Annotated in this window: 11 protein-coding genes; 7 read left to right on the forward strand and 4 right to left on the reverse strand. The window is 72.4% G+C overall.

The window, feature by feature from the left end; translation table 11 throughout:
• Positions 1-7 precede the first annotated feature (7 nt).
• The 6 genes from OG352_RS33925 (at position 8) to OG352_RS33950 (ending at position 7,296) form a co-directional block, all read left to right on the forward strand.
• A complete protein-coding gene (locus OG352_RS33925; protein WP_329222214.1) occupies positions 8-1,408 on the forward strand; it encodes a cytochrome ubiquinol oxidase subunit I in 1,401 nt (466 codons plus the stop codon).
• Positions 1,405-2,415, forward strand: coding sequence for a cytochrome d ubiquinol oxidase subunit II (locus OG352_RS33930; RefSeq protein WP_329222216.1), 1,011 nt, complete (start codon positions 1,405-1,407; stop codon positions 2,413-2,415). The genes OG352_RS33925 and OG352_RS33930 overlap by 4 nt, the downstream gene beginning before the upstream one ends.
• Entirely contained in the window at positions 2,412-2,657 is a 246-nt protein-coding gene (locus OG352_RS33935; protein ID WP_329222218.1) for a hypothetical protein, read from the forward strand. Before OG352_RS33930 ends, OG352_RS33935 begins: the two co-directional genes overlap by 4 nt.
• On the forward strand, positions 2,644-4,347 hold the full coding sequence (locus tag OG352_RS33940; RefSeq protein ID WP_329222220.1) for an ABC transporter ATP-binding protein/permease: 1,704 nt from the start codon (positions 2,644-2,646) through the stop codon (positions 4,345-4,347). Before OG352_RS33935 ends, OG352_RS33940 begins: the two co-directional genes overlap by 14 nt.
• Positions 4,344-5,930 carry an ATP-binding cassette domain-containing protein gene (locus tag OG352_RS33945; protein WP_329222221.1) on the forward strand — a complete coding sequence of 529 codons (1,587 nt, stop codon included), beginning with the start codon at positions 4,344-4,346 and terminating at the stop codon, positions 5,928-5,930. Before OG352_RS33940 ends, OG352_RS33945 begins: the two co-directional genes overlap by 4 nt.
• A 256-nt stretch (positions 5,931-6,186) precedes the next feature.
• Positions 6,187-7,296, forward strand: coding sequence for a winged helix DNA-binding domain-containing protein (locus OG352_RS33950; RefSeq protein WP_329222223.1), 1,110 nt, complete (start codon positions 6,187-6,189; stop codon positions 7,294-7,296).
• A 187-nt stretch (positions 7,297-7,483) separates the two neighbouring features.
• Here the strand turns inward: OG352_RS33950 and OG352_RS33955 are convergent, their stop codons facing one another.
• The 3 genes from OG352_RS33955 to OG352_RS33965 form a co-directional block, all read right to left on the reverse strand.
• A complete protein-coding gene (locus OG352_RS33955) occupies positions 7,484-8,275 on the reverse strand; it encodes a S1 family peptidase (RefSeq protein ID WP_329222225.1) in 792 nt (263 codons plus the stop codon).
• Positions 8,276-8,594: 319 nt separating this feature from the next.
• The gene (locus OG352_RS33960; RefSeq protein ID WP_329222226.1) at positions 8,595-11,426 is read right to left on the reverse strand and encodes a helix-turn-helix transcriptional regulator; all 2,832 of its coding nucleotides are present in this window, start codon (positions 11,424-11,426) and stop codon (positions 8,595-8,597) included.
• Positions 11,427-11,753: 327 nt separating this feature from the next.
• On the reverse strand, positions 11,754-12,620 hold the full coding sequence (locus OG352_RS33965; RefSeq protein WP_329222228.1) for a response regulator transcription factor: 867 nt from the start codon (positions 12,618-12,620) through the stop codon (positions 11,754-11,756).
• 183 nt (positions 12,621-12,803) lie between these two features.
• On the opposite strand from OG352_RS33965, the gene OG352_RS33970 reads away from it, so the two are divergent.
• Positions 12,804-14,486, forward strand: coding sequence for an AMP-binding protein (locus tag OG352_RS33970; protein ID WP_329222230.1), 1,683 nt, complete (start codon positions 12,804-12,806; stop codon positions 14,484-14,486).
• A 51-nt stretch (positions 14,487-14,537) separates the two neighbouring features.
• Here the strand turns inward: OG352_RS33970 and OG352_RS33975 are convergent, their stop codons facing one another.
• Positions 14,538-15,281 (reverse strand): hypothetical protein, encoded by a 744-nt coding sequence (locus OG352_RS33975; RefSeq protein WP_329222232.1) that lies wholly within the window; start codon positions 15,279-15,281, stop codon positions 14,538-14,540.
• Positions 15,282-15,360 lie beyond the last annotated feature (79 nt).

Below are 15,360 nucleotides of genomic sequence, written 5' to 3' on the forward strand. Positions count from 1 at the left end.
AGCTGTGATGAGTCTTCTCGACTTGTCGCGATGGCAGTTCGCCATCACCGTCATGTTCCACATGACCTTCCCGGCGATCACTGTCGGACTCTCGATCTTCCTGTCGGTCGTCTACGGCCTGTACTGGCGTACCGGCAGGGCGGTCTACCTCCAGATGTTCCGGTTCTGGCGGCGCGTCTTCGCCGTCGGCTTCGCGATCGGCGTGGTCGCAGGCGCTGTCATCACCTTCCAGATGGGCCTCAACTGGGGCGTGTACGGAGCCAGGACGGGCCCGGTCATCGGGCCGATCATCGGCATGGAGGTCGTGACGGCCTTCTTCGTCGAGGCCGGCTTCATCGGCGTCCTGCTCTACGGGGACGGCCGTGTGCGCAAAGGCACGATGTTCCTGTCCACCGTCATGGTGTCCGTGGGCACCGTCCTGTCGTCCACGTGGATCATCGCGGCGAACTCGTGGATGCAGACGCCCGCCGGATTCAAGGTCGTCCACGGCCGGTTCGAGCCCACGGACTGGACGCACGTCATCTTCAACCCGTCGTTCATCTGGCGCTGGCCGCACATGCTGGCCGCCGTGCTGATCTCGGCGGCGTTCTTCGTCGCCGGGATCTCGGCCTGGTACCTGGTGAAGGGACGCGCGAAGGGCTTCGCCCGCCGCTCGATGTCGATCGCGATCGGGATCGCTGCGCTGGTGATGCCCGTTCAGCTCTACCTCGGTGACAACGTGGCCGGGCATGAACTGCCCCGTCAGCTCTCCAAGTTGGAGGCGATCGAAGGCAACTGGGACAACGGAGACACCGGCTTCGTCCTCTTCTCCGTCCCCGACCAGCAAGCCGCGCGGAACATCGCCGAACTCGACATTCCCTGCCTTGGCAGCTACATCGCCAAGGACCTCACCTGCAAGACGGCCATGCCCGGTCTGAAGCTCACCCCGGCTGCCGACCGGCCGGACATGGCCGCGACCTTCTGGGGCTTCCGCGTCATGTTCCTGGCGGCCGTGCTGATGTTCGGTACGACGTTCGCCGCCACGGTCCTGCGCGTGCGCAACCGCCTGTGGACCGCGCGCCGCTTCCACCGGTTCGTCCTCTGGACGACACCGGCGGGGATTCTGGCCGTCCTCGGGGGCTGGGTCACCGCCGAAGCGGGACGGCAGCCGTGGATCGTCTTCGGGCAACTCCGCACCTCGGCCGCGGTGTCCCGCCTGGCGCCCGGTGAAGTCCTGTTCTCGGTGATCGGTTTCTCCGTGCTCTACCTGATCATGCTGGTGGCGTACGTCGCCTACATCGTCCGCACCATGCGCATCGGCCCGGAACGCGACGACCCGCGACACGAACCTCCACCGCGGGACCTGCCGGACAACGGCCTCGCCGAGGACGGCATACCGCTCGGCTCCCGGGAGGTGGCGGCGCGATGACCATCACCCTCTGGGCGGCGACCGTACTCGTCTGCCTTCTGATGTACGTCGTGCTGGACGGTTACGACCTCGGAGTCGGCGTCGCCACCCTCTTCGAACGCGACCCCGCACACCGGCGGCACATGCTGGAGTCGGTCGCGGTGGGCTGGGACGGCAACGAGACCTGGCTCGTCCTGCTCGGCGTCGCACTCTGGGCGGGCTTCCCCCTGGCCTTCGGCACGATCCTGCCGCACGCCTACCTACCGGTGACCGTGGTGCTGTTCTCCCTCGTCGTGCGAGGCGTGAGCGTCGAGATGGCGTCCCAGGCGCCGCCTGCTCCCCGCTGGACGACCGCCTTCGGCGTGGCGTCTCTGCTGGCCTCGTTCGGGCAGGGCTTCGCCCTGGGGACGCTGACCTCGGCAGTGCATCTGCAAGGCGACGACGTGTACACCGGGTCGGCCTTCGGGGCCTTCAGCTGGTTCTGCGTGCTGTCGGGGCTCACCGTCACGGCCGCGTACACCGCTCTCGGCTACGCCCACACCAAGCACAAGGCGACCGGACGGCTGTGCATGTCGGCGGCGCGACGGGGTGCGGTCGCCACGGCGATCGCCGGGGCCCTGCTCATCCTCGTCCTGGTCACCGTCGACACCACGGCGGCACCGCTGAACCTCGACAGCCCGGGGCGCACCGCCGCCTTCGTCGGCCTGCTGCTGTTCGCCGCCGGGGGAGGGGCCACCGCGCTCGTCACGTTCCCGTGGAAGCGGCGGTCAGGGACGGCGGACGCACTGCCGCTCGGCGGGCTCGTGGTCGCCACGGTGTCCGTTTTCCTCGCGCTCGGCGTGGCCCGCTACCCGGTGCTCGTACCGCCGGGTCTCACCGTCGACAGTGCGGCCGGCCCGCACTCCACGATGGTCTTCATCCTCGTGGGCATCGGCCTGAACATGCCGCTGGCGCTGGCCTACAACGTGTTCGCTCACCGGGCCTTCGCAGGAAAGTTCGCCACCGGACCCACAGGAGCACGCCCATGACCACCCGGGACTCCGGCCACGCGTCGGCGCTGCCCACGCCGTTCCGTGTCGTGCTGCGGCTGCTCGCCGCCGTCGTCTGGACTGTGCTGGGCCTGCTCGCCTACTTCGTCTGCCAGGGGATGTTCGGTGGCTACGCGCAGATCCACTCGCAGCTGCTGACCACCCTGGGCATGATCGCCATCGCTCTGGCCGGTGGCATCGCGTGGATCGTCGACGAGCGGCGCCCTCATGACGACGAATGAGATGTACGAGAAGAGTGAGCACGACGACGCCCGGCTCACCGGGTGCGCGGCGCCGGGGCGGCACTGGTTCGGCCTGTCGGGCACCCTCCGGACACTGGAGACGCTGCTCACGATCGCCCGCTGGGGCGCCCTGGCCTGGACGGCCCAGGCTGTGCTGGATCGAGCCGCGGTGCGTGAGACGCGGGGGCTCGTGGCGTTCGCCGTCACGGGCATGCTGGCGGTGGGCGCCGACTGGACGGCCGACACGCTCGCCGACCGGGGCGCACGTGCCGTCGCGACCGGCCTGCGGCGGCAGTTGACGGGCGCTCTGCTGCCGACCGCCGGGCGGATCAGCGAGACCGGCCCGGCCGAGGCCGCGTGGGCGATGGTCGATCTGGCCGACGACGTCGCCGACTTCCACGCGCAGGCCGCACCCCTGCGCCGGTCGGCACCGCTGTCCATGCTCGCCGTGCTGGCGGTCACGGCCGCCGTGCACTGGCCGGCTGCCATCGTGCTCGTCCTGACCACCGCCCTGCTGCCCCTCAACATGCGCCTCGCGGGACTGTTCGCCCAGCACGGCGCGGACCGGCAGGCGGCCGCGACCCGGCACCTGAACGCCGTCGTCCTCGACAGCTTCCGCGGCCTGCGGACGCTGCGCGAGCTCGGCGCGGTCGGCCGGCGCGGCCGGACCCTGACGACGGCCGCCGAGCAGCTGAACAAGGCGACGATGAGCGTGCTGCGGTGCGCCTTCCTGTCGGGGCTGGTCATGGACGTGGTCATCACGTTCTCCATCGCGGTGAACGCCACCTACATCGGCCTGTCGCTCCTCGGCTACGCACAGGTGCCGCACGCACCACGGCTCGACCTGTTCACCGGTCTGCTGGTGCTGCTCGTGTGTCCGATGTACTTCGCCCCCGTGCGCGCCCGGGCCGCCGCCTTCCACCAGCGGGAGCGTGCGACGAACGCGGCCGGTGTCATCCGCGACATCGTCAAGGACACGCCCGCCCAGGTGACCCACCGGGCCCGTCCGCAGTCGGCCGAGCCGGTCGGTGTGTCGCTGACAGCAGTCCGCTTCCGGTACGGCGGAGCCGACCAGGACACCATCAGAGCCGACGCCGACTTCGCGCCGGGCACCTGGACCGTGATCACCGGTGTCTCGGGTTCGGGCAAGAGCACGCTGCTGTCGTTGATCGGCGGTCTGCGGCGGCCGTCGGCCGGCGAGGTCCGGTGGCGGACCTCGTCCGTACGGCGGGAGCCGACGCTCGGTGGATGCGCCTGGGTCGGACAGCGGACGGTGCTGCTCGACGCGACCGTCCGCGACAACATCCGCCTCGGCCTCCCGGCCGCCACCGAGCAGCAGATCCTGCGGGCCGTCGACGCCGCCGGGCTGAACGCCGTGGTCGAGGGCCTCCCCGAGGGACTGAACACCCGGCTCGGCGAGGGCGGTCGGGGTGTGTCGACCGGTGAGGCCCGCCGGATCGCCATCGCCCGCGCCTTTCTGCGCGGAGCCCGGCTCTGGCTGCTGGACGAGCCGACCGCCCACCTCGACGCGGACAGCGAACGCGAGGTCGTGGAGGCCCTCAGGCGAGCCACCGACGGCTGTACGGTCGTCATCGCCACCCACTCCTTCACACCGGCCGCCGCGGCCGACACCGTGCTCACGATCGACGACGGCCTCCTGCGCGCCGCGAGGCCGGTGAACGCGCGATGAGCAGCAGCCGTCGCCCGAACGTCCGTCGTCGGCGGGGGAGTTCCCTTGCGGCCGGCGGGCTGGTGATCGCGGTCGTCGCCGAACTGTCCTCCGCCGGACTGCTCGGTCTGTCGGGCTGGTTCATCAGCGCCTGCGCCGTCGCCGGGGCGGCAGCCTTCAGCTCCTTCTCCTACCTCGCCCCGAGCGGCGGTGTGCGTGCCTTCGCCCTGGCACGCGTCGCCGGCAACTACAGCAAGCGTCTGGTGCTGCACGCGGCCGCCCTGCGCCGGGTCGCCGGCGCTCGGGCCGCTCTCTTCGACCGCGCCGTGGCCACCGACCGGGCACAGACGGACGGCCTGTGGTCGGGTGAGCTGCTCGACCGCAGCATGGCCGACGCCGACAGCGCGGGGATGGCACTGATCGAGTCCACGACCCCCGTCACCGTCACCGCCGTACTGACCGTCGGCGCTGTCCTCGCCGTCGCGGCGTCCACGTCCGTCGTGCCGGCAGCCGTACTCGCGGCCGGCGTCGTCCTCATTGCGTCGATCGCCCACCGTGCCCCCGGCACTGCCCGCGAAGCCGAGCAGACCACCCGAACCCGCAAGGCGCTGCGCGCCGAACTCGTCACCGCCGTCGACGCATGGACCGAGATGGCCTCGCTCGGCGCCGCCGAGCAGCTCGCGGCGCGTACGACAGCGCGGTTCACCCGACTCGACACCGCTCGGGAAACGGCCGGTCGGCGCCGGCACCGGACGAAGGTGGCCAACGGCCTGATCGGCACAGCCACGCTGACCGCCACAGCCGCCACCGGCAGCGCACCGGATGTCCCCACGTTCGTGTTCGTCGCCCTGCTGTCCCTCGGCGTGCTGGCCCAGGCCGAACAGCTGACGACCGCAGCCGAAGCCCGAGCCATCGCGAAGGCCGCACACCGCAGGCTCACGGCAGGCGTGCCGCTCACCGCGAGCGATCCCACTGTTCCGGAGATGCGGTCATGGTCCACCGAGCAGGGCATCGGCTTCGCCGGATACCCCCTTCCGCCGATGGCCCTCCGGCCGGGGCGCCTCCTCGGTGTCACTGTCGCCCGAGGCGCGATGCTCGTCGTCACCGGCCGCTCCGGCAGCGGCAAGAGCACCCTGCTCCGAGCCCTCGCCTCATCGCTGCGGCAAGCAACCGAAGGCCGCGGAGGCCGGCCCGCCGTCGTGGCCGTCGCCGCCGACGACCACCTCTTCACCGGCACACTCGGCTCCAACTGGCGCCTCGCCGAAGCCGCCCTGACCGACGACGAGATCGACGAACGCCTCGCCCAACTGCGGTTGAACGACAGCGGACTGACCGCCCGAACCCCCGTCGGCCCCGGCGGCAGGCAGCTCTCCGGCGGTGAACTCCGCCGGGTCTACCTGGGCCGGGCCCTGGCCCGCCACCCGCACGTCCTGATCGTCGACGAACCGACCACGGGCCTGGACCACCGAACCGCCCGACACGTACTGGGCATCCTCACCAACCTGCCCGACACCACCGTCGTCATCGCCCTGCACGCCGTACCGGCATGTCTCGAGCCGGCCGGGCAGGTGACGCAACTGCCGCTCGACCACAGGGGACCGTGAATTCCGTACCTCCCAGGAGGCACCATGACCACAGCACAACTCCGCGATGTGCTCGCCGACAGCCGTTGCGGGCGGCCGAACGCGACGCAGGCCGAGGCGGAGCTCCAAGCCGTCCCGGTGGGGCTCGTCCGGGCGGGTCGGCGTGATCACTTGGCAGGATATAGGGGGCAAACGGTCGAGGGTGGGACGGGCGAGGCCCGGCCGGAGGGGGCGTTGCGGACAGCCGGTGTCCGCATGCCCCGTTAGCTTGCGGTGCATGACGAAGACGACGCCCCCGGCGGCCCCCGTGCTCGGCGCCCGCGCCCTCAACCGTGCCACCCTCGACCGGCAACTGTTGCTGCGTCCCTCGTCGCTGTCGGCCGGGGCCGCCGTGCGGCACCTGCTCGGGCTGCAGGCGCAGAACGTCAAGCCGCCGTACTACGCGCTCGCCGCCCGCCTCGACGGCTTCGTCCCGCAGGAGCTGTCGGCGCCGATGGCGGACCGTGAGGTCGTCCGGATCGTGAGCATGCGCTCCACCATCCACACCCACACCGCCGACGACTGCCTGACCCTGCGGCCGTTCGTCCAGCCTGCCCGCGACCGTGAGCTGACGTACTTCCGCAAGGGGCTCACCGGAGTCGATCTCGACCGGCTCGCCGTCCTCGCCCGTGACCTGGTCGAGGCCGAGCCGCGCACCATGAAGCAGTTGCGTGAGGCCCTCTCCGCCGAGTGGCCCGACGCCGATCCCCAGTCCCTCGCGGTCGCCGCCCGGTGCAGGCTGCCCCTCGTCCAGGTCACCCCGCGCGGGCTGTGGGGCAGGAGCGGGCAGGTCGCGCTGACCACCGCCGAGCACTGGCTCGGCCGGCCCGCCGAACCGGCCCCCGCCGCGGACGCCGTCGTCCTGCGCTACCTGGCCGCCTTCGGTCCGGCCTCCGTCAAGGACATGCAGGCCTGGGCCGGCCTGACCCGGCTGCGCGAGGCCTTCGGACGCCTCCGCCCGCACCTGCTCACCTTCCGGGACGAGCACGGCGTCGAACTCTTCGACCTCCCCGACGCCCCGCGCCCCGACCCCGAGACCCCGGCCCCGCCCCGGTTCCTCCCCGAGTTCGACAACCTCCTCCTCTCCCACGCCGACCGCACCCGGGTCGTCCCACCCGAGTACTGGGGCCGCAGTTGGCAGGGCAACCAGGCCTACCGCACGCTCCTCGTCGACGGCTTCCTGGCCGGCCTGTGGAAGCTGGATCAGGACGCCCTCGTCATCGAGCCCTTCGCCCGCCTCACCAAGGCCCAGCAGGCGGACGTGACCCGAGAGGCCGAACGCATGCTGGCCACGATGCACCCACAGCAGCCCCACGACATCCGCTTCGGCACGGTCGTGCGCCCCTGACGGGCCGGCCCCCACCCATGAATGAGAAGCCCCCACCGACAGCAAGCCCCACAGACAAGAAGCCCCACAGACAAGAAGCCCCCACCCGTGAGAGGTGGGGGCTGGATAGAGGGCGCTGCGGGCCGCTCGTGGAGGCTCGCAGCGCCCCCTGGTATTTCCCTGAGGGGTGCTCAGGAGTTCTTGTGGGCTACGAGTTGACCTGTGCGGTCACCACGCTGGAGAAGGTGGTCAGCCGGGTGTAGACACCCGGGAAACCGGCCTGCGCGCAGCCTTCGCCCCAAGAAGTGATCCCTGCCAGGACGCCCCCGATGAGCAGGGGACCGCCGCTGTCGCCCTGGCAGGTGTCTGTGCCACCGGACGTGAGTCCGGCGCAAACCATGTCGGACTGGACGAAGTCCGTTTTGTAGGAGCTCTTGCAGCTGGCGTCGGACACGATCGGGACGGTCGCGGTCCGCAGCTGGTTGGAGGAGCTGCCGTTCTCCGAGGTCGCGCCCCAGCCGAGGATGCGGGCGGTGGTGCCGGCCGCGTACACGCTGGTCTGGGACGAGGAGACGTACGACGCCGTGGTGTACGGCATCGCGGTCGAGAGGGTCAGGACGGCCAGGTCGTCGCCCTTGGTGGCGGTCGTGTAGTCCGGGTTGACCCAGATCTTGCTGACCCGGCTGACCGTGCCGTTGGTGCCGCTGAGGTTCGTGCGTCCACCGACGACACGCACGCCGCTCGCGGTCTCGTCGACCATGCAGTGGGCGGCCGTGACCACCTTGGTCGGCGAGACGAGAGTGCCGCCGCAGAACTGGTTCTGCGAGGCGTCCGTGATCTGCATCATGAACGGGTACGCGGTCGTCGTGGTCGTCGTGCCACCGACGATCGGCTGCGGCGCTGCGACAGCGGTGGGGGCGCTGAGCAGAGCGGTCGCCGCCGCGGCGGCGGTCGCCACCACTACGGCGGCGGTCTTCTTGGCACGGTTGAGCCCGAACATGAGTCTCCTTGCAGGGGGGTTGCCGGTGGGGGGTCGCGCGGGTGTGGGGGTAAGCACGGAGGTCGCGGGACCGACCCCCGTGTGCCCGGGCGAGCGGCACATCCCTTACGCTAGGACCCGCCCCCTGCCGGCCCCAATGAGGGAACCCCCTAAGGGAGTTGGGGAAGGGAAAACCCTCGGTCCCTTCAGGGAACCCACAGGCGCCGCCGAGCGTCCACGCAGGGAGGCCAGGGGAGACCCGGGGGAACCCGCTAAGGGTGAGTAGTCCCCGTGGCGGACCCTGAGGCATCACCTGACGGGGAGTTAACCCGCGGATTCCTCACTTCGCGTGACGCCCCGCCGCCAGTCGGACGATGTCCACGCGCGAGCGGATCCCCAGCTTGCGGTAGACCCGGGTCAGGGTCGCCTCGACCGTCTTGACGCTGATGAACAGCCGCGCGGCGATCTCCCGGTTGGTCGCGCCCTCCATGACGAGCGCGGCGACCTGACGTTCCATCGAGGCCAGGCCTTCGAGGGCGTCGGCGGACGCGGGCGACTGCGGGGCGGCGGCGACCGGCTGTGCCTGCCCCTCCGCCGCGGCCACGTCCACCTGACGCAGCCAGGGCAGCGCCCGGCACCGCCGGAACAGCCGCGCCGCCTCGTCGTACGACGTCGGCCCCGCACCCGCCCCCGGCCGCAGGGTGCGCAGCCGGGCCAGCGCGAACGCCGCCCGCGCTTCCTCCAGGCCGTAGCCCAGCTTGGCGAGCCGGTCCTGCACGGACGTCAGCCGGGACAGGGCAGCCTCGTGGTCGCCGAGTGCCGCCCGCACCATCGCCTCGGACCGGTCGAGCACGGCGAGCACGCTCTCCCGGCCCAGCCGCAGCGCGTGCTCGCGCGTCACGTCGATGACGTCCTGCGCCTCGCCCGGCTCGCCGACCCGCACCAGCGCCTCGGCGAGGTCGCCCTGCCAGCGTCCGCGCGCCGGGTCGGTGATGCCCAGGCCCTGTTCCAGTTCCCGCACCCGGCGCAGCGAGCCGACCGCGCCCGCCGCGTCGCCGGCCACCAACTGGGCGTGGCCGAGGGCGGCCAGGGCGCGGGAGACGTACATCTGGTCGCCGTCCTCCTCGGCGTGCTCCGCCGCCTCCCGGGCCAGCGCCAGCGCCCGGTCGACGTCACCGCCGGAGGCCTCGGCGAGGGAGGCCAGCATCGCGGAGGCGCCCAGACCGATGCCCGAGTCGCGGGCCAGCCTGAGGCTCTCGCGGGCCAGGTCGAGGGCGCGCCCGCAGTGCCCGGAACGCAGTTCGGTCTCGGCGAGGAAGCGCTGGAAGTGCACCTCGCTCTCGACCATGCCGCGCCGGCGCACCTCGCGCAGCAGCGCGGTGATGGTCGAGCGGGCCTCGGGCAACTGGTCGCTCATCAGCAGCCAGCGGAAGCGGGCCGCGCCGACGCCGTTGTGATGGCAGGCCACGTACGGGTCCTGAGGCTCCTTCAGGGCGCGCTTGATGGTCTGGGGGGCGTTCGGATGGCCCATCAGGGTCTCGGTGGACGACTGGAAGGACAGCGCCATCAGCTCGGTGCGCCGGTCGCCGCCGCGCGCGGCCAGCTCCGCCGTGTGCGCGGCCTCCTGCCGGGCCTCGGCGAAGTCGCCCTCGACGATCAGCTTGCGCCAGGCCAGCCGGTAGTGGACCAGGGCGAGCAGCCGCGGATCGTCGCCGGCGTCGGCCAGGGCCTGCGGGAAGACGGCGTCGACCTCGCCGAGGGACTGCCCGGCGGCCTCGATCACCACCTCCCAGGCCCGGATCCGCTCGGCGGGCACGGTGGCCCGGGTCAGCACCTCGCGCGCGATGTCCCGGGCGAGGTCCACCTCACCGGCCGTGATCGCGTCCTCGGCCGCCTGGAGCCGGCGGTCGTCCGGGGCGGGCGTGCCGTCCGGCGGGGTGTGCCGGGCGGCGAGCAGCCCGAGCGAGGCGGCGACCGAGGGCGCGCCCCGGTCGCGGGCGAGCGCCGCGGCCTCGGCGAGCCGGGCTGCCACCTCCGGGTCGGTGCCGGTGGTGGCGAGGGCGAGGTTGCGGGCCCGCTCGATCGGGTCGGAGGCGGCGGTGGACAGTGCGGCGTGCACGGCCCGGCGCTCCTGCGCGGGCGCCTCCGCGTACAGCGCGGCCGAGATCAGCGGATGCGCGAACCGTACGGCCGGACCCTCGGGCTCCGTCGCCAGCAGCCCGAGCGCGGCGGCCTGCGCGGTCTCCGCCTCGGCGTTCTCCCGGCCGGCCGCGTGCAGCAGGGCCAGCGTGGGGCGGGCGCCGGCGCTGGCCACGAGCAGGGTGCGGCGCGCTTCGCCGGAGAGCATGTCGAGGCGGCTGAGCACCAGGGCGCGCAGCGAGGTCGGCACCGGCAGGGGCTCGCCGGGACGCGGCGGCGTCGGGCTCTCGCCCAGGGCACGGCCCAGTTCCAGGGCGAACAGGGGGTTGCCGCCACTGGTGCGGTGGATCTCCCGCATCGTCGAGCGGGGCAGGTCGGTGTAGCCGCGGTGGTCGAGCAGCGCGGAGACCTGGGCGCGGGAGAGCGGGTTGAGGCGGACGGCGAGGGTGTCGGGCGGGGACGCGCGTAGATGACGGTCGTACTCCTGCCCCTCCGTGCGTACCGCGCACAGCAACTGGACAGGTGTGTCGCCGAGTCGGCGGGCGGCGAAGCCGAGCAGTTCGGCGCTGGCGGAGTCCAGCCACTGGAGGTCGTCGGCGACGAGCAGCACGGGCCCGGTGGCGGCGAGGGCGCGCAGGGCGGACAGCACGGCCAGCCGCAGGGCGAGGCCGTCACTTTGCAGAGTCGATTCTCCACGGCCGGTGAGCGCCGACTCCAGGGCGGTGCGCTGGGCGGCGGGCAGCTTGTCCGAGATTTCGTCGAGGACCAGGCCGAAGAGATCGGCCAGGGCCAGGAAGGGGAGGTGGGATTCGGACTCGGTCGCCGAGCAGCGCAGGACGGTGCGCGCCGCCTCGCCGTAATCCGCGGCCAATGCCCGCAGCACGGTCGACTTTCCTATTCCGGCAGGCCCGTGCAGCAGCACACTGCCGCCGCGCGTCAACTGCTCACGGGCGGCCGTGAACAGCTCTTCCCGGCCGATGACCTGGTCGGAGCGGCATCTGGCAGGCTCCTTGAAGTCCCGTCGCACGGTCACCGCTCCCCTCCGAGTGTCGTGTCCGGGCCAAATTCTAGGCAACGTCTCTTTGAAATTCGGAGGCACGGCGTGGTGAGGGATATAACAACGTGACGCATAGGGAAATTCAGGGAGACAGTGAGTGAATGGTCTCTTGTCGTGTGGGACCTCCCTGGCTGGATGTGATCGCTGCTTGCAGGCATCCTGCACCGTCCGCGCTACGGGCGTGTTGCGCACCCCCCGTTAGCCCTCCCGTCCGCGCCCCGGCCGACTCCCCGCCGACTCCTCGCCCACCCTCCCGTCCGCCCCCGCCGGCTCCTCGCCTGCGACCCCCCGGCCGGCTCCTCGCTACGGCAACAGACCCGCCCTGCGGGCCGCGACCACCGCCTCTCCCCGGGTGTGCGCGCCCAGCCTGCGCATCGCCGACCGGAGATAGCCCTTGACCGTCTCCGGGCGCAGCCCCAGCCGCTGGGCCGCCGCCGCGTTCGTCGCCCCCGCCGCCACGCACGCCAGCACGTCCAGCTCGCGCGCGGCGAGCGTGACCCGCTGATCGCCGCTGTCGGACGTGAGCAGCCCGCAGGCGTCGAGGAGTTCGGCGCGCAGGTCCGGGTCGGTGATCCGCGGGGCCAGGGCGCGCAGGGCCGCGTGCGCCTCGCGCACCAGCTCCCAGTCGGCCCCCGCACCGGCCCCCGCACCACCGGTGCCCGCACGGGACCCTCCGCTCGCGCCGCCCGGCCAGGCCGCCGCCGACAGCAGGTCGCGCACCTCGTCCCCGACCACCAGCGCCTGTTCCACGTCCCGCGCCACCTGCACGGCCGCCGTCAGCGTGCGGTCGCCCAGCGGCTGCGCCGTGCGCAGAGCGCCGTACAGCACCCCGCGCACCCGGCGTCGTACGACGACCGGGATCGCCAGCACCGAGCGCAGGCCCTCCTCGGCGACGGCCGCGTCGTACTCGTGGCTGATCTGCCGCGAGAGGGAGTAGTCGACCACGGCGCACGGGCGGGCCAGCGCGACCGCCTTGCCGCCGAGGCCGTTGCCCGGGGTCACCGCGATGCCGCGCAGCGCGAGACCGGTCGCGCCGCTGAACTCGCTGATCCGCATCCGCTGCCGCCCCGGCTCCACCAGGCCGCCGAAGGCGACCGGCAGTCCCGTCGCGCGCCGCAGTCGCGCCGGCGCGGCGCGCATCTCCATCGTTCCGGCCGCGTCTGCCGCCACGTTCTCGCCCTTTCCGTGCGGCTGGGTGCCCGCACACCCCCGTTCGGGGGTAGTGAGACCTGCATCACGGATTACACGATGGCAGAGAGCCGCCCGGCAATGGTCCGGCACCACGGGAGTGAACCCCAGGGCGCATCGGCTCGGCACGCCCCGGCGGTGGACGACCGCGAACGAGGAGGACAGATGACGACGGCGACGGCGACAGCGACGCAGCGATTCCGCACGGCCCGCGACTTCCTGCTGGAACACCGTGAGGACTACACGACCGCCTACGAGCGTTTCGAGTGGCCCCGTCCGGAGCACTTCAACTGGGCCCTCGACTGGTTCGACGTCATCGCCGACGGCAACGACCGCACCGCCCTGCACATCGTCGAGGAGGACGGTTCGCAGGCCCGGCTCACCTTCGCCGAGCTGTCGGAGCGCTCCGACCGGGTCGCGAACTGGCTGCGCGGGCGCGGGGTCGGCGCCGAGGACCGGATCCTCGTCATGCTCGGCAACCAGGCCGAACTGTGGGAGATCGCGCTGGCCGCGATGAAACTGCGCGCCGTAGTCATCCCGGCCACCCCGCTGCTCGGCCCGGCCGACCTGACCGACCGCGTCGAACGCGGCCAGGTCCGGCACGTCCTCGCCCGGTCCGCGGACACCGGCAAGTTCGACGAGGTCCCGGGCCGCTTCACGCGCATCGCGGTCGGCGGCGCCCCCGAGGGCTGGCAGCCGTACGAGGACGCGTACACCGCCCCGGCCGGCTTCACCCCCGACGGCCCCACCCTCGCCGACGACCCGCTGATGCTCTACTTCACCTCCGGCACCACCGCCCGCCCCAAGCTCGTCGAGCACACCCACACGTCGTATCCGATCGGGCACCTGTCGACGATGTACTGGATCGGGCTCCGCCCCGGCGACGTGCACCTCAACATCTCCTCGCCCGGCTGGGCCAAGCACGCCTGGTCCAACCTCTTCGCCCCGTGGAACGCCGAGGCGACCGTCTTCATCCACAACTACACCCGCTTCGACCCGGCCCGGCTCATGGCGGAGATGGACCGGGCGGGGGTGACGACCTTCTGCGCCCCGCCCACCGTCTGGCGCATGCTCATCCAGGCCGACCTCACCCAACTGCGCACCCCGCCCCGCGAGGCCGTGGCCGCGGGCGAGCCCCTCAACCCCGAGGTCATCGAGCAGGTGCGGCGCGCCTGGGGGCTGACCGTCCGGGACGGCTTCGGCCAGACCGAGACGGCCGTGCAGATCGCCAACAGCCCCGGACAGGAACTGAAGACCGGCTCGATGGGCCGGCCCGGCCCCGGCTACCGGGTGGAGCTCCTCGACCCGGTGTCCGGCGCGCCGGGCGCGGCGGAGGGCGAGATCGCGCTCGACCTGTCGGCCCGCCCGGTCGGCCTGATGACCGGCTACCACGGCGACCCCGACCGTACGGCGGAGGCGATGGCCGGCGGCTACTACCGCACCGGCGACATCGGCAGCCGGGACGAGAACGGCTACATCACGTACGTCGGGCGGGCCGACGACGTCTTCAAGGCCTCCGACTACAAGATCAGCCCCTTCGAGCTGGAGAGCGCGCTGCTGGAGCACGAGGCGGTCGCCGAGGCGGCCGTCGTCCCCGCCCCGGACGAACTGCGCCTGGCCGTGCCCAAGGCGTACGTCGTCCTCGCCGAGGGCTGGGAGCCGGGCCCCGACACCGCGAAGGTGCTGTTCGAGCACTCCCGCCAGGTCCTCGCCCCCTACAAGCGGGTCCGCCGCCTGGAGTTCGCGCCGCTGCCCAAGACCGTCAGCGGCAAGATCCGCCGCATCGAGCTGCGCGAGGCGACGGCGGCGGGCTCGGCGGACGAGTACCGCGAGGAAGACTTCAGGTGACCTCGCCCACGATCGAACTGCGGGAGAAGTACGGCCGTCAGCGGCCGGCGGTCAGCGGTCGCCGCCTCGGGCGTCGAGGGCGTCGGCAACCGCGTTGACCGGCTGCGGGGTGCCCGTGAGGTCCAGGACGAACAGCGGGACGCGTAGCTGGTCGGCGCGGGCGCGGGCGTCGTCGGCGTATCCGGCGAGGGAGAAGTAGACGCAGTCCGCGGACTCCGTCATGGCCGTCAGCCACAGACACTCCACGTCGCGCAGCGAGGCCGGGTGCACGCTCGGGTCCACCTGGGCCAGCAGCCCGCGGGCGGCGAGGCCGACGCCGGAGGTGGGCCGCTGGTCGGCCCGCCGGATGTCCCCGTGCCCGAGCCAGTTCAGATACAGCGCGGTGGCCGTGACGGCGTCGCGTGCGGTGCGGATGGCGATGGGGCGGAAGGTGCGCGGTCGCGCCGACTGGGCGGGTGCCGACGGCGGGAGCGGTGGGGACGGCGTCGGCGTCGCGGGCTCCCGGGTGGCATGCGGGGCGGCGTACGGGGTGGCCACCGGGATGCGTAGCACCGTGCCGCAGGCGCAGCCCAGTTCCGGGTGCGGCCACTGGTCCCGGCGGCCGCAGGCGGGGCAGCGAAGGGCGATCCAGTCGTCGTCCCACGTGCGGTGTGCGACGGTCGTCGGCGCCGTCCGCCGGTCGAGGACCGGCGTGACGGGGGCACCGCACGCGCAGGGGTAGGAAGGCGCGGTGTACAGGCGCTCGCGCCGACAGGCCGGGCAACGCACCGGCACGCTCTCGGGCATGGCCCCCATCGTCCTCCTTCGGCCCCCGCTTGTCCGTCTCTTGACGACCTTCGCGCACCCACTTACATTGCTTCCAGATAGCAGAAAA

Origin of the sequence: Streptomyces sp. NBC_01485 (genome assembly GCF_036227125.1) — a bacterium.
Classification (GTDB): domain Bacteria; phylum Actinomycetota; class Actinomycetes; order Streptomycetales; family Streptomycetaceae; genus Streptomyces.